Below are 19,112 nucleotides of genomic sequence, written 5' to 3'. Positions count from 1 at the left end.
GAAGAAGGTATAATACAAATTTCACTTATGAGGAGTTGATAAGATGTTAAGATATTTAACTGCTGGTGAATCACATGGTAAAGCAGTAACAGCAGTAATTGAAGGGCTACCGGCTAATTTGGAGATTGAGCCTGAAGATATAAACCGCGAATTGGCCCGCCGGCAGGGCGGTTATGGCCGCGGCGGTAGAATGGAACTGGAGAATGATACGGTTGACATTCTATCCGGTATTAGGGCCAATCAGACGCTGGGTAGTCCGGTTACATTTCAGATCAAGAATAAGGACTGGATTAACTGGCAGGAGATAATGTCGCCTGCAGGTGACGGCGGTTATGAGAAAGAGAAAGTAGTTATTGAGAAGGATGAGAAAGTAAAGGAGGTTACTCCTAAAGTAACAAAACCCCGCCCGGGCCATGCTGACCTGGCAGGTAGCTTAAAGTATGATCAGGGAGATATCAGAAATATCTTAGAAAGAGCCAGTGCCCGGGAGACAGCAGCCCGTGTAGCTGTAGGGGCAGTAGCTAAGAAACTGCTTAAAGAGTTTGGGATTAAAGTTATCAGTCATGTAGTCCAGTTAGGCCCGATTGAAGCAGAGAAGCAGGGGCTGAGCTTTTTAGAAATAGAGAATCAGGTAGATAATTCTCCAGTTAGGACGCTTGATGAGCAGGCAGAGGAAGAGATGATTGAAGAGATTAAGCAGGCTAAGAAGGCCGGCGATTCTTTAGGTGGTGTCTTTGAAGTAGTAACAACGCCATTACCTGTCGGTTTAGGCAGCCATGTTCAGTGGGATCGTAAATTGGACGGCCGTTTAGCTCAGGCCTTAATGAGTATTCAGGCCATCAAAGGAGTAGAAGTCGGTTTAGGCTTTGCAGCTGCTGATAAGCCAGGGTCTAAAGTCCATGATGAAATCTATTATCAGGACGGTCGGTTTCAGCATCAGAGCAATAATGCCGGCGGTATAGAAGGTGGAATGACCAATGGAGAGTCTTTAAGATTAAAAGCAGCTATGAAGCCGATACCTACTCTCTATAAACCGTTAGAGTCAGTCGATTTAGAGACAAAAGAGGAGTTTAAAGCCAGCGTAGAGCGCTCTGATGTTACTGCTGTGCCGGCGGCAGGAGTAGTTGGAGAAGCAGTAGTGGCTATTGAATTAGCCAAAGCCTGGCTGGAGAAGTTCGGCGGCGACAGCATGGCTGAAATAAAGCGGAACTATAAAAATTATATTCACTCTTTAAAAGAAAGGTAATTAAAATGGATAATATAGTCTTAATCGGTTTTATGGGTACGGGCAAGAGTACAGTAGGTCAGCATTTATCAGAGAGATTGGAGTTAGAATTTGTTGATTCTGATGAGGTTATCGAAGAGAGAGCCGGCCGGGAGATAAGCAGTATCTTTGCTGAGTACGGCGAGGAGTATTTTCGTGATTTAGAAACAGAAGTAATTACAGATCTGAGCCGACAGCAGAGATTGGTTATCTCAACTGGCGGCGGAGTAGTACTGAGGCAAGAAAATATAGAGCAGCTGCGGAAGAAAGGAACTATTATTCTTTTAACGGCAGAGCCAGAAGTGATTCTCGACCGGGTAAAGGATAGCGATCGGCCGCTGCTTGAAGTGCCAGAGCCGCTAGAAAAGATCAAAGAGATGCTGGCGGATAGAAGAGAGTATTATGATATTACGGAGTATAAGATTGATACTTCTCAGATGTCAGTTGCAGAAGTAGTAGCTGAAATTGAAAAGATTATAAGCAATGAAGGTGGGTAGATCAGTATGGAGCAAGTAGGAGTAGACTTAGGAGAGCGGAGTTATAGGATCAAGATTGGAACAGGACTCTTATCAAGCTTAGATCAACATTTGGCTGAAGCCGGCATTAAAACCGGAACGAAGCTGTTAGTTATTACTGATGAACGGGTAAAGGAGCTCTACGGAGCAGATATCGAAGCTAATTTACAACAGTCTAATTTTGAATTTCGCCTGACAGCAGTGCCTGAAGGAGAGACTTCCAAGAGCTTAGATAGGGCAAAAGAGCTTTATGATGAAGCAGTAGACTTTGGACTGGAACGTAGTTCAGCCGTTGTTGCTTTTGGCGGCGGGGTAGTCGGTGATTTAGCCGGCTTTATTGCAGCTACCTATATGCGCGGAATTCCTTTAGTACAGGTGCCGACTACCTTATTGGCCCAGGTAGACAGCAGTGTCGGCGGCAAAGTAGCTGTCAATCATGAAGCAGGCAAGAATTTAATCGGTGCCTTCTATCAGCCGGAGGGAGTAATCATTGATTTAGAGGTTCTGACTACTCTAGAGGAGCGGGATGTCAAGTCAGGTTTAGCAGAAGTAATTAAGTATGGAGTTATCTGGGATAATAACTTCTTTAATTATCTACAGGTTAATTCGAAAGCAATTAGAGACTTAGATTTTGAAGTATTGACTAAAGTAATTCAGCGATCCTGCCAAATTAAGGCTGAGATAGTTGGTGAGGATGAGAAAGAGAAGGGCTTAAGGGCTATTCTGAATTACGGCCATACAATCGGCCATGCTGTAGAGGCCTTGGCCGGTTATGGCAAGTACCGCCACGGCGAAGCAGTAGCTGTTGGAATGGTTAGTGCTGTTAAGTTAGCCCATAAATTAGAGATGGTAACTGAAACTGAGGTTCAAAAACAGCAGAAATTAATTTCTAGTTTAGGATTACCGACTACTTTTGATAATTTCAAGATAGATAATATAATTGCTAAAACCAGACAGGATAAAAAGGTGCAGGATGGTCAGGTGAGGTATATACTGCCTAATCAAATCGGTGAAGTAGAGATAGTCAGCGGAATAGCAAAAGACTTAATAACAGAAGTGCTCGAAGACCAGCAGGAGGGATAGTATGTATTTAGTATTACATGGTCCCAATTTAAATCTATTAGGGAAACGGGAACCGGAAGTCTATGGAAGATTAACTCTGGCTGATATCAATCAACAGCTGGAGGAACTGGCAGCTGAATTGGAAGTGGAGTTAATAATTGAGCAGTTAAACGGCGAAGGCGAGATAGTAGAACGCATTCACCAGGCGCTAGAAGAAGAGGCTGATGGGATTTTAATTAATCCAGCTGCCTATACTCACTACAGTATTGCTATTCGCGATGCATTGGCCGGAGTTGAGTTACCTACAGTAGAAGTCCATTTAAGTAATATCCATGCCCGGGAGGAGTTTCGCCAGCAGTCAGTTACTGCTTCAGTGGCAGCGGGACAGATCTCTGGTTTAGGGATAGACAGCTATCTCCTGGGACTGCGGGCCTTGGTTAATCTATAGGGAGGAGCTAATTAGATGGAAGAGCGGATTACAGCATTGAGAGAGAAGTTAACTGAGTTAGACCTAGATGGAATAATGATCAATAACCTACAAAACAAATATTATCTCAGCGGTTTTACAGGAACAGCTGGTACAGTTATAATTACAGATCAAGAAGCAGTCTTAATTACTGATTTTAGATACATAGAACAGGCTGAAAATCAGGCTATTGATTTTAAAATAATTGAACATGGTAATCCTAAGATAGAGACAATCAGAGAAGAATTACAGAGATTAGAGGTAGAACGGCTGGGGTTTGAAGCCCAGCAAGAGAGTTATCAACAGTATCAGCAATATCAAAAGAAATTAGGTTCTTTGGAATTAGTACCTACTAAAGATGTAGTTAAAGAGCTTAGAATAATCAAAGATGAGTCTGAGTTAAATACTATTCAAGAAGCAGTTAAGATTGCTGATGATGCTTTTCTACATATTACCGAGTATATTGAACCGGAAATGACCGAGAAGGAAGTAAGTCTGGAGTTAGAATACTTTATGAAACAGAAGGGGGCTTCAGCAAAGGCCTTTGATTTTATTGTTGCTTCCGGTAAGCGTGGAGCTATGCCCCATGGGGTAGCTACTGATAAAGAGATAGCAGCAGGTGAGTTAGTAACCTTTGATTTAGGCTCTGTTTATCAACAGTATAACTCTGATTTAACTAGGAATATTATTGTTGGATCCGAGCCGACAGAAAAACAGCAGGAAGTCTATGAGACAGTCTTGGAGGCCCAACTGGCAGCTATAAAGGCGATTGAACCCGGTAAGACAGGAACAGAAATAGATAAGGTAGCTAGAGATGTTATCACTAAAGCTGGTTATGGCGATAACTTCGGCCACGGTTTGGGACATGGAGTAGGACTTGAGGTCCATGAAGGCCCAAGGTTAGCCCAGGGGAAAGATGAAGAATTAAGACCGGGAATGGTCGTTACTGTTGAGCCGGGGATCTATCTTTCCGGCTGGGGCGGAATCAGAATTGAGGATATAGTAGTAGTTACCGAGGAAGGATGTAATGTTATAACAGAAGCTCCTAAAGAGCTAATTAGAGTCTAATTCGAGTAGAAATGAAGGGAAATATAAGTATAGTCTAGAAAAGCATAAAATGATTTAAAATTATTTAAGGAGGTAAAAGAATTTTGATTTCAACTAATGATTTCAGTACCGGAATAACTATTGAACTGGATGGAGAGCTCTATAAAGTAATCGATTACGAACATACTAAGCCGGGTAAAGGTGGAGCTTATATTCAGACAGAGTTAAAGAATGTCGATACAGGTTCTACTACTACTAAACGATTTAAGTCCGGGGAGAAGGTAAAACAGGCTTATATCGAAACGAGAACGTATCAATATCTCTACCGTGATGGTGACAAATATGTCTTTATGGATAATGATACTTATGAACAGGTTGACCTGACGAAAGATAAATTAGGAGCTGCTACTAAATACTTAAAGGAGAATCAGGAGATTAAGCTTGAAGTCTATGAAGAAAAAATTATTGGCGTCCAGGTACCTAACTCCGTAGAATTGGTTGTTGCTTCTGCTCCGCCGGCAATTAAAGGAGATACTGTCTCCGGTGGTACTAAGCAGGTTGAGTTAGAGACAGGAGCTAAAGTTAAGGTGCCGCTGTTTATTGAAGAGGGGGATATTCTCAAGATTGATACTCGCAGTGGTGAATATATAGAGCGAGTGAATTAATCAAACAGTTTAGAGTTGATATATTTCAAACGCTGCCAAAATCAGCCCTCATTAGTCAGCAATAAGCTATACTTAGAGCTGTAAGCTTAGTCCTTCTACTTTATATGCTAATAATTCGTTTATCTGGGGCTGCTTTAAGTTGCTTTTTGAAATATATCAACAATATCTAACGGGGTTGTTTCAGAAAGGTGAAACTTCCCCGGCTGGATAATGCACTGCAGTAAAATTCAATAAAAGCAAATATCAGCTTAGGCTATAAGGATACATTGGAATCTTCCAGTGTATCCTTATTTTATTTATTATTCATATTTTTACCAGAAACCTAATATGTATTATTGAGAGGTGATTAGGTAATGATTGAACGAATCAAAGAAGAGATCTTTCCAGTTTTAGCTACTACATTAAGAAGGATATTAAGACAGGTTGATACTGATATCTTAAGTAAAACAGAAGAGATTAGATTAAGAACAGATCAGCCTTTAATACTGAATTTACATCATAAAGAAGCAATTATAACTAAGAACGGCCGAATTACTAAAGATTTTAAACGTGCTTACTATACTACTAAACAGGATATTGAAGAAACAATGAATCTAATGACACAGCATTCTCTTTATGCACTAGAAGAAGAGTTACAGCAGGGCTATTTGACATTAGCCGGCGGCCACCGCGTTGGTTTTGTAGGTCAGGTAGTTTCCGATTTAGATGAGATTGAGTTAATCAAAAACTTTTCCGGTTTAAATATTAGGATCTCTCAGGAAATAATTGGAGCTGCTGATGAGGTAATTGGGGAAGTAATTTCCAATGACCAGAGCCAGAGCATATATAATACATTGATTATATCACCTCCTCAATGTGGTAAGACCACATTGCTGCGCGATTTAATTAGGCAGTTGAGTACTGGACTGCCGGAACAAAACTTTTCCGGCTTGAAAGTCGGCGTTGTAGATGAAAGAGGAGAGTTGGGTGGAAGCTATCAAGGAGTGGTCCAAAATCAGTTGGGAATTAGAACAGATCTGTTGGCTAACTGTCCTAAGTCCCAGGGGATGATTCTATTAATTCGGGCCATGTCTCCGGAAGTGATTGTGACTGATGAAATAGGTAGTAGACAAGATGTCCAAGCTATCTGTGAAGCTGTTAATGCTGGAGTTAAGATTGTCACTTCAGTCCACGGTCGTGATCTAAAAGAGATAAAACAGCGGCCTAATTTAGAGAAGCTGTTAGGCCAAAATTTCTTTAAGAAATTTATTATTTTAAGCCGCAGACAGGGGCCAGGAACAGTCGAAGAGATAATCAAAGCAGAAGATAGTAAAAGTAGGCTGACAGAAAAAAGGAAGATTCTATGATTAAATTAGCAGGTAGCCTGCTGATAGTTGGAGCTACTAGCTGGTTAGGATTTCTTAAAGCAGATCAGTTAATTCAGCGGACTAAACAGCTACAACAGCTGCAGATAGCCTTTCAAGCATTGGAAGCAGAGATTATGTATGCTGCTGTTCCACTGCCGGAAGCAATGGGAAAGGTAGGTAATAAAGTTGATTCGCCAGCAGCAGACTTTTTTTTAGTTAGTAAAGAGAAGTTAAAATCTGAAATAGGAATTACTGCCCGGCAGGCCTGGCAAGAAGCAGTTGAGGAGGTGTTTCCGAATACAGCCTTAATGATAGAGGATAAGGAATTTCTACTGAACTTCGGTAATAATCTTGGCAATTCTGACCGTACCCATCAGGAAAAGAATTTGCAGTTGGTACAAAAGGAGTTAAAACAGGCCAAAGAGGCTTCAGTAACTGCTAAAAAAAGTGGAGTTAAGAAGTGGAGGTACTTTGGAATTCTAGGAGGACTGTTGATTGTAATTCTGTTGTATTGATTCAGCCGGAAGGAGCGGAAGCAATGAATGTAGATTTAGTATTTAAGATTGCTGGGTTAGGGATCTTAATTTCAATCTTTAATATAGTTTTAGAACAGGCTAATAAAGAAGAACAGGCAGAAATGCTGACTTTAGTAGGAGTAATTATCGTCTTAATGATGGTGATTCGTTTAATCAATGATTTATTTACCAATGTAAGACAGATATTTGGTTTCTAACGGAGGGGCATGTAATGGAAATAATTAAAATAGTGGGTCTTGGGCTGGTAGCAACTATTTTAGCTATTCTGATTCGGGGAGAAGAGCCGGAGATTGCTCTCCAGTTGAGCTTAGTAGTAGGAATTTTAATCTTTGCTTTAATGTTAAGTAAAGTCGTGGCAATTATTGATCTATTACGTGATTTAGCTCTTAAAGCTGAAATTGATTTAGTCTATCTGGATACTATTCTAAAAGTAATTGGGATTGCGTATATTGCCGAATTTGGTGCTGCTATCAGTCGTGATGCCGGCGAAGGGATTATTGCCTCTAAAATTGAGTTTGCCGGCAAGGTATTAATTATGGTATTAGGAATTCCGATTATGTTGGCCATCATGGAGTCTATTATGCAGTTAATGCCCTAGAAGTATAGGAAATAAAGGTGTGATTGAGCGAAAATGAATAACAGAAAGAAGATAATTTTAATTTTTATAGTCCTAATATTAATTAGTCAGATATTGATTTTACCTCTTCAGGCTGAATCTCAAGGTGAAATTCGAGAAAATCTTGAGAATAAAAAAGAAGAGTTGGTAAAGCAGCAGTTGAACCGTTTGGATATCAGCCGAATAAAGAAACAGATTGAGAAGTTAAATCGCGACGCTGGGGAATATCTGCCTAAACTGACCCTGGATGATATGATTAGTTTATTTACTAATGGAGAGATGGATTTTAAATTTAAAGGTATTATTACTGGATTGCTGGAGTACTTATTCAAAGAGATAGTGGTTAATCTAGAGCTATTGGGTAAATTAATTATCTTAGCTGTAATTTCAGCTGTATTAAAAAGCTTTCAGAATTCATTTGCTGAAGAGAATATCAGCCGGTTAGTAAATAGTATAATTTATCTTGTATTAGTAATTGTTGCTCTCAATTCTTTTAAAGTAGCACTCAATATTGGACAAGAGACGATAGATAATATGGTAAGCTTTATGCAGGCTCTTCTACCGACACTATTGACATTGTTAGTTGCTGTAGGCAATGTTACTTCGGCTTCATTATTTCAACCGATTACTTTTTTAACAGTTAATCTATTAAGTGTTTTAATTAAGAATATTATTTTTCCTTTGCTTCTGTTGGGAGTTATTCTATCAATAGTCAATAATATCTCTGATAACTTCGATGTATCAGGATTGGCAGATTTAATTCGAGAGGTAAATATTAGTCTATTAGGTAGTTTTTTAACTATCTTTATTGGAGTTATGGTAGTACAGGGAGCAGCCGGAGCTGTTGGCGATGGTATAACAATTAGAACAGCAAAGTACTTAAGCGGAGCCTTTATTCCGGTAATCGGCGGTATGTTTGCTGATGCATTAGATATGATCATCGGCGGTTCACTTTTAATTAAGAATGCAATAGGCATTTTAGGAGTAATTATTATCTTTCTTTTCTGTGCTTTTTCAGTAATTAAGATTGCAGCTTTAATCTTCGTTTATAAATTTGCCCGGGCAGTTATTCAGCCGATCAGTGATTCAAAGATAGTGGCCTGTTTAAATGATTTAAGCAGTAGTTTGATCTTAGTCTTTGCATCAGTATTATCAGTGGCTATGATGTTCTTCATTATGGTCACAATCATAGTTGGAGTTGCAAATATGTCAGTTATGTTGAGGTGAAGTAGATGATAGCCTATCTTGTAGCCTGGATTAGGAATATAGTAGTTATTCTGCTTTTAACGTCATTTATAGAATTATTACTTCCGGAGAGTGAATTAGAGAAGTATACCCGGGTAGTATTAGGACTTTTTATAGTAATAGCAATCTTGAATCCAATTCTAAATCTATTCAATAACAATTACAACTTCCAACAGATTACAGACTTATTGACAGTAGAAGAAGAAAGCCAAATGAATAAATCAGAGATAATGGAGCAAGGTAAAGAGCTTAGAAATATTAGTCAGCAGAAGGCACGCAGTGATTATAAACGTCAATTATCTAAACAAATTGCTGCTTTATTATCCTTTAATAATGAGCTACCGAAAAGTTCTGTGAAGGTTAAGTTGAGGCCGGATAATAAGATTGAAAAGATAATAATCAAGTTACAGCAGAATGAAAATAGAGATCAGCCTGAAATTGAACAGGAAATTAAGGTTGATGATATAGAGATAAATAATGAATCTCAACAGGAAAGCAGAGAAGCCAATCAGAAACAGTCCTTGGAAGTTAACCAGCAGATAAAGAAGCAGTTAGCTAATTTTTATAACCTCAGTCATGAACAGATTATAATAAAAAGAGACTGACTAATCTGGAGGGATCAATAGTGGCTAATAATGGATGGAAGGAAAGAATTAAGCAGTTATTTGCGGGGATGGTAAATGAAAATAATCGTAAATTAGTCTGGAGGATAACTATTTTAGGAGTAATTGGATTTTTGCTGTTGGTTTCAGGAAAATTAATCGATTCAAATCCATCCCAGATGATATCCCAAAATGAATCAGAAACTGAAGCTAAGCAGACAATTTCTTCTCAGCAGTTAGATACAGAAGCAGAGATGGAAAGAAAATTAGCTAAAATTTTATCTGATATTTCAGGTGTAGGCAGAGTAAGAGTTGATATAACATTAGATACAGGTTCTGAATATGAATATGCCAGAGATTATAATACTTCACAAAAGACTACTGATCAACAGGATAGTAATGGCGGACAGCAAAAGACAGAGCAGGTGGATAAACAACGGGAACTAGTCATTGTTCGGACTGATACTGGCAAGGAAGAGGCTGTAATTAAAAAAGAAACTAAACCAAAGGTTAGAGGGGTAATGGTAGTAGCTGAGGGAGCAGAAGTTTCTCAGGTTAAGGCAGAGTTAATTTCGGCAGTTAAGGTAGGATTAGGCGTTAGAGCACATAGAATAGTTGTATTACCAATGAAAAGGTAGGTGGAAGTATGTCAATCTTTATTAGAAAGAAGTTAATCTGGTTGTTGGTTCTGATGTTATGGGTAGGGATGGTATCGGCAATTGTAGTTTATAATGTAGATGATTCGGCATCAATCAGCAAAGAAGAGAAGCCTCAAGCTAAAGAAGTCAGTAATATGGAGATTGAAACACCAGAGGAATTAGATAAGAAACTGCAAAAAGTAGAACAGAAAGCAATTAATGTAGCTAAAACAGACCAGGATACCAAGAAGAAAGATGAAAACTTCTTTATAGAGTATCGATTAGAGAGAGATAAAATAAGAAGTGAACAGGTAAATCTACTGCGGGAGATGATCAATAATCCTAATTCCAATAAAGAGTTGAAGAACAAAGCACAGAATAGATTATTAGAAATAACTAATAATTTAGAAAAAGAAATGGAGATAGAAAGCCTTATTAGAGCTCGTGACTATCAGGATGCAATTTCATTTCTTCATCAGAACTCGGTAGATGTAATTATTGCTTCCAATAGCGGGCTTGAAAAGAAGGATGTAGCTAAAATTGGAGATATAGTAGCTAAAACTACCGGATTAGAAATAGAAGATGTAACAATTATCGAGAAGAAGTATTAATATAATTGACAAATGAATATGAAGCATGTATAATTATAAAATAAGATTATAAAACTCAGGTGGGTATAACCTGAGTTTTTCTATAGATCTAATTTTTGGTAAAAAATTAATTGAAAAAGAGGGATTTATATTTAATTTAAAGAAATTAATATTTAGAAGATTGTGAGGAGGGAGTAGTGTGACAAAAAAAGTTGGAGTTACAGATACTACTTTGCGTGATGCCCATCAGTCGTTGTGGGCTACCAGAATGAGAACAGAAGATATGCTGCCGATAGTTAGTAAATTAGATGAAGTTGGTTATCATTCGATGGAAGTATGGGGTGGGGCAACCTTTGATGTCTGTATGCGGTATCTAAAGGAAGATCCCTGGGAGAGATTGAGATTACTGAATGAATATATCCAGAATACTCCTTTACAGATGCTGCTCAGAGCTCAGAATGTAGTAGGCTATAAGCATTATCCTGATGATGTAGTAAGGAAGTTTGTACAGAAAGCAGAGGAGAACGGGATAGACATCTTCCGTATCTTTGATGCTTTAAATGATGTACGGAATATGCGGACGGCTTTAGAAGCGGTAAAAGAGACTGAAGCCCATGCTCAGGCGACAGTAGTATATACTGTCAGTCCGGTTCATACTATTGAACATTATGTAGAGACTGCCGTTACTCTACAGGAGATGGGAGCAGATTCAATATGTATTAAGGATATGGCAGGCTTGCTAAAGCCATATAGGGCCTATGATTTAGTAACGGCAATTAAAGAAGAGGTCGATCTTCCGATTCAGATACATAGTCATTATATTGGTGGTTTAGCGATATCAACATATTTGAAGGCGATCGAGGCTGGAGCAGATGTAGTTGACACTGCTACTGCTTCACTGGCTTTTGGTTCTTCTCAACCACCGGTTGAGACGATAACAGCTATCTTTAGTGAAACTGAGTATGATAATAAATTTGATCTTGATTCTTTATTTGATATCGACCGTTACTTTGAACAGGTTAGACGGGAGAGAGGATTTGAAAGAGGAGTTACTAGAATTACTGATATGCAGACTTTCTCTCATCAGGTACCAGGCGGTATGATCTCTAATCTGGTTTCGCAGTTAGAGGATCAGAATTCTTTGGATAGAATTCATGATGTATTAAATGAAATTCCAAAAGTAAGAGAAGAATTAGGATATCCACCATTAGTAACACCTACCAGTCAGGTAGTAGGCGTTCAAGCAGTATTTAATGTTTTATTAGAAGAGCGATATAAGGTGATTCCTGATGAAGTTAAATCCTATATCAGAGGTTACTATGGAAGGCCGCCAGCCGAGATAGATCCTGAGATTAAAGAATTAGCAATTGGAGATGAAGAGCCGATCACCTGTCGCCCGGCTGATTTATTGGATCCGATGCTGGATAATATCAAGGATGAGGTAGAACACTATGCAGAGAAGGAAGAGGATTATCTGTCCTATGCTCTCTTTCCACAGGTAGGTCTGAAATTTTTGAAAGAAAGAAAACAGGAGAAAGATATATTCGGTGTTGATGATGAAGATAAAGAAGTTAAGGAGGAGGAAGAAGAAATGAATTTAGGTGAAATTAAAGAATTAGTTAAGATTTTGAATGAAACTGATGTTTCTGAGATTAACTTAGAAAGTGATGATACTAAGGTAAATATTAAGAAAGGCGGCACTGTAGTTAAGGAAGCTGCAGATACAGCTGAGGTGCAGCAAGAAGCACAGACGCAGAATAATGATACTCAAACAGTCAAAACAGACGAATCAACTGCAAGTGACCAAGAAGTTGAGGCTGAAGAGGGTGAAACTATTGAAGCACCGATGGTAGGAACATTCTATCGGGCTCCAGCTCCTGATGCTGATCCTTTTGTAGAGGTAGGGGATGTAGTTGAAGAAGGAGAAACACTCTGTATCATTGAAGCAATGAAATTAATGAATGAAATTGAAGCTGATGATAAAGTAAAGATACTGGATATCTTAGTAGAAGATGCAGAACCAATTGAATATGGGCAGCCGTTATTTTTAGTAGAAAAATTATAAATTGAAATTGATTTGGTAATGGACGTAAGATAATGGAGGTTGTAATCAATGTTTGATAAAATATTAGTTGCTAATCGCGGAGAAATAGCATTACGTATTATTCGTGCCTGTAAAGAACTAGGGATTAAAACGGTGGCTGTTTATTCGGAAGCTGACAAAGAAACCTTACATGTGAAGCATGCTGATGAAACTTATTGTCTAGGCCCCCCATCTTCTAATAAGAGTTATCTAAATATTCCCAGTATTATTTCAGTAGCTGATATGGCTGGCGTAGATGCTATTCATCCTGGATATGGTTTCTTATCTGAAAATGCTTACTTTGCTGAGGTATGTGAGACCTGCGGGATTAAGTTTATTGGTCCTTCAGCAGAAAGTATGGAACAGATGGGAGATAAGTCTATAGCCCGAGAGACTATGATTGAGGCTGGTGTTCCTGTAGTACCAGGAACTGAAGGAGGGTTAAGTGGTCTTGAAGAAGCAGTTGAGACTGCAGATGAGATAGGCTATCCAGTAATTGTTAAGGCTGCATTTGGCGGAGGCGGCCGGGGAATGAGAACTGCTCAGAATGAAGATGATTTGAAACAGGCTATTCAGACCGCCAGTTCAGAAGCAGAAGCTGCTTTTGGAAATGCAGAGGTCTATTTGGAAAAGTATATTGAGGAACCGCGCCATATTGAATTTCAGATTATTGCTGATGAACATGGGAATGTAGTCCATTTAGGAGAGAGAGACTGTTCTATTCAGAGGCGCCACCAGAAAGTAATTGAGGAAGCCCCTTCTCCTGCTTTAGATGTTGATTTACGAGAGGAAATGGGGCAGGCAGCTGTTAAAGCGGCTGAAGCTGTTAACTATGCTAATGCAGGAACTGTTGAGTTTTTACTTGATAAACATAATAACTATTACTTTATTGAGATGAATACTAGAATTCAGGTAGAACATCCAGTCACAGAACTTGTTACAGGAATTGACCTAATTAAAGAACAGATTAGAATAGCCAGTGGAAAAGAACTGGGATACACTCAGGAAGATATTGAGATTAATGGAGCAGCAATTGAGTGTAGAATCAATGCTGAAGATCCTGATAAGGACTTTAGACCGTCTCCGGGTCAGTTAGAAGAATATATAATTCCTGGTGGATTTGGAGTCAGAATTGACAGTTGTGCCTATCCCGGTTATCTAATTCCACCTCATTATGATTCTATGGTAGCTAAATTAATTACTCATGGTAATGACCGGGAAGAAGCCCGCCGGAGAATGCTAAGAGCCTTAGATGAGTTTGAAATATCAGGAATTAAGACAACGATTCCGTTCCATAAACTGGTTCTTAATAATGCTTTCTTTCAGCAAGGAGAATTCTATACTAACTTTATTCAACGTAGAATTATAGGTGAGTTAGAGTAAAATATTTACTTGCTGTTTATAATAATTAGAAAGAGGGGCTGGAAAGTTTCAGGGGGTGGAAATTGTGAATAATATGGATGATATGGAAGCAATGAAAAAGGTTGAAAATGATGTAGGAACTGTTAGAATTGCCAATGAAGTAGTCGGGATTATAGCCGGTTTGGCTGCTACTGAGGTAGAAGGAGTAGCAGGTATGAGCGGTGGATTTGCCGGCGGAATTGCAGAAATACTGGGTAAGAAGAACCTTTCTAAAGGAGTAAAAGTAGAAGTTGGTGAAAAGGAAGCAGCTATTGATCTGTATGTGATTACTGAATACGGAATTAGAATTCCGGATGTTGCCTGGGAGATTCAGGATAATGTTAAGCAGGCAATTGAAGATATGACTGGGCTTTCAGTAGTCGAGGTTAATGTACATGTTCAGGGTGTAGATTTTGGTGACGAACAAGAGGAAGAAGCGGAAGAAGAGGAAAAAGAGGAAACAACACATAGAGTAAGGTAAGGAAACAATAACTAACCCTTGGTTGATAAATGAGGGTTAGTTATATCTTTGCCTAGAAAGGAGATTTCAGATGCAGCTTTTAGATCGGATCATTATTTTTGTCTTTACGATTCTATTAATCTTTATTTCTCTGATTATGATCGGTTCTGCAGTGGAGTTAATTCCTCTGACTTACATATCAGCTTTTATTAACCAATATTATGGACAGGCAGTGATAGGAGTTATTGGAGCTGTATTATTAGTAGTAGCAGTTCGGATTCTTTATCCCTTATTCAGAAGGAAGGATAAGAGCAGAAATACTATAGTAAGAGAGAATAGTTTAGGGGAAATTCGGCTTTCTCTGTCTGCTATTGATGCTTTGGTTAATGAGGCGGTAAATCAAACACGGGGAATTAAAGAAGTAGAGTCCAAACTAAAAGTAGGAGAAGAAGGATTGAATATTTTTCTAGAAGTTGTTGTAACTCCTGATATCAATATTCCTGAAATCAGTGAAGAATTACAGGAAAGTATCAAAGAATATCTTAAACGGACTACTGGAGTAGTAGTTGGACAGATAGAAGTATTAGTTGATAAGGTTGCTCAGGACTCTAATTTAAGAGTAGAATAAGAGGTGTTTGGAGATGAAAAATGATCTGTTTGATAAGGCTTTGGAAGTCTTCTATCTCTATAAAGGTAGAATAATTGGTTCTTTTTTAGGTTTATTATTCAGCCTCTTCTTTATCTATTTTGGTTTTATCTTAACAGTCTTTATTTTTATCTGTATATTTATTGGTTATCAGGTCGGTAGTAGGTATGACCGAGAAGATAATCTTCGTGATATAATTGATGATATTCTACCACCTAATAGGTAAGTGATTTATTTACCGAATTTAGGGTGGTTTTTTGATTTTAAGTTTATTTATAAGGAGGCAGCTGAAATGACTGATAGATATAGCAGACATGAAGCTCGTAAGATAGCGGTACAGACTTTATATCAGATAGATATCAACGATGAAGGATTAGAGAAGAATTTAGAGATGCTGACTAATAGAATTGAAGGGTTAGAATTAGAGGATACGTTCTTAGAAGAGATTATTACTGGAACTTATCAGAATTTATCTGAGATAGATAAAGAGTTGAATGAAAGTGCGGAAGGTTGGAAAGTGAGCAGAATGGGAAAGGTAGACCGCAATATTCTCCGGTTAGCTATTTATGAGATTCTCTATGTTGATGATATTCCAATAGAGGTTTCGATTGATGAAGCAGTGGAACTGGCTAAGGAGTTTATAGCCGATAAATCTCCTAAATTTATTAATGGAGTCTTGGGGAGAGTAGTTTCTAAGCAGGAGGAATAATTTATGGGTTTAATTATGGGAATTGATACTAGCAATTACACTACTTCAGCAGCTCTATTGAACCAGAAAGGTGAGTTAGTAACAGAAGCCAGAAAACTGTTGGAGGTAAATAAAGGTCAGCGAGGTCTGCGCCAGTCAGAGGCAGTTTTTAAGCATGTAGAGCAGTTTCCAAAGGTGATAAAAGAATTAGGGGTAAAAGCTCTTGAAGAACAAATATATAAGATAGCTGTCAGTACTAAACCAAGACCGACTGATAAGTCTTATATGCCAGTTTTTAGAGTAGGGGAAGGACATGCTCATAGTCTGGCCGAAGTATTAGGAATTCCCCTCAAAGAGGTTTCTCATCAAGCTGGGCATCTGCAGGCTGGAATCTGGTCGGCCGGCGGCCCTCAAACCAGAGAGTTTTTAGCTGTACATATTTCGGGCGGAACTACAGAGATTATGCGGGTAGCTTCTCTTGATGGTAGTTTTGAGATTGAAAGATTAGGATCGGCTTCTGATCTCCATGCAGGTCAGTTTATAGATCGGGTAGGTGTTGAACTGGGACTTGATTTTCCTGCTGGTCCTCAGTTGGAGAAGCTGGCTCAGAAGGGAGAGAAAGGAGCAGTTATAATTCCTTCAGCAGTAGATAGATATGATATTAGCTTTTCCGGCCCTAATTCTGCTGCTATGCGGGCAGTAGCTGATAATAAGCGACCGGCTGATATTGCTCTGGCAGTTCAAAGCTGTATTGCAAAGGCTTTAGAGAAGGTGTTGCGACTAGCTTTGGATGAGCAGGGCTTGGACCAGATTTTAATTGTTGGTGGTGTAGCTGCTAATCTCTATTTGCGTCAGAGGTTAAAAGATAAGTTAGAGCATCCAGCAGTAGGAGGGAGATTATTCTTTGCTGCTCCTGAATTCAGCAGTGATAATGCAGTAGGTGTAGCGGCTTTAGGTTTAAGAGATGCAAAGTGACTTCATGAATTTTTTCACAATCAAAAAAGGGATTTTCTATCAATTGCTGAATATATTAATATAGCAAAGATTTATTTTATGTTTCATTAAAATACAATATTATTAGGGGGATTAAAAAGATGTCAGAAGAAGCTATGATTTTAGACGGGAGTGCTAAATCTAAAGAAATTCAAGATGAAATTAGCGCAGAAGTTGAGGAGTTAAAAGAAGAGGAAGGAGTCGTACCTAAATTATCTATTATCTTTGTTGGTGATAATCCGGCTTCAGCATCCTATATTAAGCTTCAGCAAAGAATCTGTAATAAAGTAGGAATTGAATCTGAAGTAGTTGACCTGCCGGAAGAGATTTCTCAAGAAGATTTGTTGGATGAGTTAGATAAATTAAATAATGATGATGAAGTGAACGGAATTTTAATCCAAATGCCTCTACCGGATCATATTGATGATGATAAGGTAATTAGAGCTATTAATCCTGATAAGGATATAGATGCTTTCCATCCTTATAATATCGGTGAATTAGTAATCGATGGCGATGCATATGTTCCTTGTACTCCAGAGGGAGTAATGGAGTTATTTGATAGATATGATATTGAACTGCGCGGTAAGGATGTAACAGTAGTCGGCCACAGCAATATAGTAGGTAAGCCGATGGCGCTGTTATTGTTAAATGAGAATGCTACAGTCTCTGTCTGTCATATCGATACTGAAGATACAGCAAGCTACACTAAAGAATCAGATATCGTAATTGTGGCTGCTGGTGTACCTAACTTAATTACTGCTGATATGGTTAAGGAAGGCGCTATTGTGATTGATGTCGGCATCAACGAAGTTGATGGTGAGATTGTTGGAGATGTTGATTTTGAGAAGGTTAAAGAGAAGGCTGGCGCTATTACTCCAGTACCTGGCGGAGCAGGACCGATGACAATAGCTATGCTGCTTAAGGATACACTTAAGTCCTATAAAGAGATGTTGAATAAATAAGTAGAATTAGGAAGGGTAAATATGCAGCAGGAAATAATGACAGTCACTGAATTAACTAAATATATTAAAAGAAGATTAGAAACTGATGATTTATTAAATAATCTATTAATTACCGGAGAGATATCCAACTTTCACCACCACAGCTCAGGCCATATGTACTTTACGCTAAAGGATGATAATAGCCGGTTGAAGTCCGTTATGTTTCGCAGTGCCAATCAGAATCTGAAGTTTCAACCGGAAGATGGAATGGAAGTTATAGCTTCCGGCTATGTTAGCCTTTATGAATCCCGCGGGCAGTACCAGTTGTATGTGCAGGACCTGCAGCCGGAGGGGATTGGTGCTTTACATATTGCTTTTGAGCAGTTAAAAGAAGAGTTACAGAAGAAAGGACTCTTTGCTGTTGAACATAAACAGGAGCTTCCTCAATTTCCGCAGAAGGTAGGCGTAATTACTTCGCCTACTGGTGCTGCTATCCGTGATATATTATCGGTTATTCAGCGGAGATTTAGGGGAGTATCTGTTCTGGTTGCACCGGCTACTGTTCAGGGGGATAAGGCTGCTTCCACCTTAGTTGGGGCACTGGAGATTTTGAATCAACAGAGTGATGTGGATGTGATCATTATTGGCCGGGGTGGGGGTTCTATAGAGGATCTGTGGCCTTTTAATGAGGAAGAGGTAGCAAGAGCCATCTTTTCTTCTCAAACACCTGTGGTTTCTGCTGTAGGCCATGAAACTGATTATACTATTTCTGATTTTGTGGCTGATGTGAGGGCTCCCACTCCTTCGGCTGCTGGCGAATTAGTAGTCTCTAATCAGAAAGAAGTGAACCGTTATGTGAAAGGATTAACTGATAGTTTAGTCCAGAATATTGAACAGAAATTAAGTGACTGTCGTAATCAGTTGGTTAATTTAATGGAGCGTCGCGTTTTTTTACAGCCTAAGCGGCAGCTTAAAGACCGAAAACAGCGGATTGATGAATTAGAAGAAAGGTTAATAAACTTGATGGAGCGGCGGCTGAATTTAGCCCAGGAGAGACTGCAGTCAAAGGCAGGAAAATTGGATACTCTCTCTCCTTTGAATATATTATCTAGAGGTTATAGTTACTGTCGTAAAAGAGATAAAAAAGAAAGTTTAAGTTCAGTAAGCGAGATTAAACCTGGAGATAAATTAGAAATTTTCTTGTCGGATGGTAAGTTGGAAATAGAAGTAATGAATATAAAAAAGGGAAAGGTTAATATAGACCAGTTCACAAAGTAATTATTATGTATATTTCAAGTCTCTATCTTA

Annotated in this window: 23 protein-coding genes; all 23 read left to right on the top strand. The window is 38.7% G+C overall.

What is annotated here, in order from left to right; genetic code table 11:
- The first annotated feature begins 43 nt into the window (after nt 1-43).
- The 23 genes from aroC (at nt 44) to xseA (ending at nt 19,082) form a co-directional block, all read left to right on the top strand.
- Nucleotides 44-1,246, top strand: a complete 1,203-nt coding sequence (gene aroC, locus acear_RS09040) for a chorismate synthase (protein ID WP_013278708.1) — start codon at nt 44-46, stop codon at nt 1,244-1,246.
- 5 nt (nt 1,247-1,251) lie between these two features.
- Nucleotides 1,252-1,761 (top strand): shikimate kinase, encoded by a 510-nt coding sequence (locus acear_RS09035; RefSeq protein WP_013278707.1) that lies wholly within the window; start codon nt 1,252-1,254, stop codon nt 1,759-1,761.
- Nucleotides 1,762-1,767: 6 nt separating this feature from the next.
- On the top strand, nt 1,768-2,862 hold the full coding sequence (gene aroB, locus acear_RS09030; RefSeq protein WP_013278706.1) for a 3-dehydroquinate synthase: 1,095 nt from the start codon (nt 1,768-1,770) through the stop codon (nt 2,860-2,862).
- 1 nt (nt 2,863) lies between these two features.
- On the top strand, nt 2,864-3,289 hold the full coding sequence (gene aroQ / locus acear_RS09025) for a type II 3-dehydroquinate dehydratase (RefSeq protein WP_013278705.1): 426 nt from the start codon (nt 2,864-2,866) through the stop codon (nt 3,287-3,289).
- A 15-nt stretch (nt 3,290-3,304) separates the two neighbouring features.
- Nucleotides 3,305-4,375, top strand: coding sequence for a M24 family metallopeptidase (locus acear_RS09020; protein ID WP_013278704.1), 1,071 nt, complete (start codon nt 3,305-3,307; stop codon nt 4,373-4,375).
- 83 nt (nt 4,376-4,458) lie between these two features.
- A complete protein-coding gene (gene efp / locus acear_RS09015; RefSeq protein WP_013278703.1) occupies nt 4,459-5,019 on the top strand; it encodes an elongation factor P in 561 nt (186 codons plus the stop codon).
- A 353-nt stretch (nt 5,020-5,372) separates the two neighbouring features.
- Nucleotides 5,373-6,365: a stage III sporulation protein AA gene (gene spoIIIAA, locus acear_RS09010; protein ID WP_013278702.1), complete on the top strand. Its 993-nt coding sequence runs from the start codon at nt 5,373-5,375 to the stop codon at nt 6,363-6,365.
- Nucleotides 6,362-6,880 carry a stage III sporulation protein SpoIIIAB gene (gene spoIIIAB, locus acear_RS09005; protein WP_013278701.1) on the top strand — a complete coding sequence of 173 codons (519 nt, stop codon included), beginning with the start codon at nt 6,362-6,364 and terminating at the stop codon, nt 6,878-6,880. The genes spoIIIAA and spoIIIAB overlap by 4 nt, the downstream gene beginning before the upstream one ends.
- Nucleotides 6,881-6,903: 23 nt before the next feature.
- Nucleotides 6,904-7,098 carry a stage III sporulation protein AC gene (spoIIIAC, locus tag acear_RS09000; protein WP_013278700.1) on the top strand — a complete coding sequence of 65 codons (195 nt, stop codon included), beginning with the start codon at nt 6,904-6,906 and terminating at the stop codon, nt 7,096-7,098.
- A gap of 14 nt (nt 7,099-7,112) precedes the next feature.
- Nucleotides 7,113-7,499 (top strand): stage III sporulation protein AD, encoded by a 387-nt coding sequence (gene spoIIIAD / locus acear_RS08995; protein ID WP_013278699.1) that lies wholly within the window; start codon nt 7,113-7,115, stop codon nt 7,497-7,499.
- 33 nt (nt 7,500-7,532) lie between these two features.
- Entirely contained in the window at nt 7,533-8,744 is a 1,212-nt protein-coding gene (gene spoIIIAE, locus acear_RS08990) for a stage III sporulation protein AE (RefSeq protein ID WP_013278698.1), read from the top strand.
- 5 nt (nt 8,745-8,749) lie between these two features.
- A complete protein-coding gene (gene spoIIIAF / locus acear_RS08985; RefSeq protein WP_013278697.1) occupies nt 8,750-9,367 on the top strand; it encodes a stage III sporulation protein AF in 618 nt (205 codons plus the stop codon).
- A gap of 20 nt (nt 9,368-9,387) precedes the next feature.
- Nucleotides 9,388-10,002: a sporulation stage III protein AG gene (locus tag acear_RS12200; protein ID WP_013278696.1), complete on the top strand. Its 615-nt coding sequence runs from the start codon at nt 9,388-9,390 to the stop codon at nt 10,000-10,002.
- Nucleotides 10,003-10,010: 8 nt separating this feature from the next.
- Nucleotides 10,011-10,613: a SpoIIIAH-like family protein gene (locus tag acear_RS08975; RefSeq protein ID WP_013278695.1), complete on the top strand. Its 603-nt coding sequence runs from the start codon at nt 10,011-10,013 to the stop codon at nt 10,611-10,613.
- Nucleotides 10,614-10,791: 178 nt separating this feature from the next.
- The gene (gene accB, locus acear_RS08970; protein WP_013278694.1) at nt 10,792-12,657 is read left to right on the top strand and encodes an acetyl-CoA carboxylase biotin carboxyl carrier protein; all 1,866 of its coding nucleotides are present in this window, start codon (nt 10,792-10,794) and stop codon (nt 12,655-12,657) included.
- A gap of 48 nt (nt 12,658-12,705) precedes the next feature.
- Nucleotides 12,706-14,058, top strand: coding sequence for an acetyl-CoA carboxylase biotin carboxylase subunit (gene accC / locus acear_RS08965; RefSeq protein ID WP_013278693.1), 1,353 nt, complete (start codon nt 12,706-12,708; stop codon nt 14,056-14,058).
- Between the two features lie 73 nt (nt 14,059-14,131).
- Nucleotides 14,132-14,557, top strand: a complete 426-nt coding sequence (locus acear_RS08960; RefSeq protein WP_041667684.1) for an Asp23/Gls24 family envelope stress response protein — start codon at nt 14,132-14,134, stop codon at nt 14,555-14,557.
- Nucleotides 14,558-14,627: 70 nt separating this feature from the next.
- On the top strand, nt 14,628-15,164 hold the full coding sequence (gene amaP / locus acear_RS08955) for an alkaline shock response membrane anchor protein AmaP (protein ID WP_013278691.1): 537 nt from the start codon (nt 14,628-14,630) through the stop codon (nt 15,162-15,164).
- Nucleotides 15,165-15,177: 13 nt separating this feature from the next.
- Entirely contained in the window at nt 15,178-15,408 is a 231-nt protein-coding gene (locus acear_RS08950) for a DUF2273 domain-containing protein (protein WP_013278690.1), read from the top strand.
- A gap of 66 nt (nt 15,409-15,474) precedes the next feature.
- The gene (gene nusB / locus acear_RS08945) at nt 15,475-15,891 is read left to right on the top strand and encodes a transcription antitermination factor NusB (protein WP_013278689.1); all 417 of its coding nucleotides are present in this window, start codon (nt 15,475-15,477) and stop codon (nt 15,889-15,891) included.
- Between the two features lie 3 nt (nt 15,892-15,894).
- Nucleotides 15,895-16,845, top strand: a complete 951-nt coding sequence (locus acear_RS08940; protein ID WP_013278688.1) for a Kae1-like domain-containing protein — start codon at nt 15,895-15,897, stop codon at nt 16,843-16,845.
- 119 nt (nt 16,846-16,964) lie between these two features.
- A complete protein-coding gene (gene folD / locus acear_RS08935) occupies nt 16,965-17,825 on the top strand; it encodes a bifunctional methylenetetrahydrofolate dehydrogenase/methenyltetrahydrofolate cyclohydrolase FolD (RefSeq protein ID WP_013278687.1) in 861 nt (286 codons plus the stop codon).
- A gap of 21 nt (nt 17,826-17,846) precedes the next feature.
- Entirely contained in the window at nt 17,847-19,082 is a 1,236-nt protein-coding gene (xseA, locus tag acear_RS08930; protein WP_041667337.1) for an exodeoxyribonuclease VII large subunit, read from the top strand.
- Nucleotides 19,083-19,112 lie beyond the last annotated feature (30 nt).

It is taken from the genome of Acetohalobium arabaticum DSM 5501, assembly GCF_000144695.1.
In the GTDB taxonomy this organism is placed as follows: Bacteria; Bacillota; Halanaerobiia; order Halobacteroidales; family Acetohalobiaceae; genus Acetohalobium; species Acetohalobium arabaticum.
The sequence above is the reverse complement of the archived record's forward strand: the minus strand, read 5'-3'. Positions and strand labels throughout refer to the sequence as shown.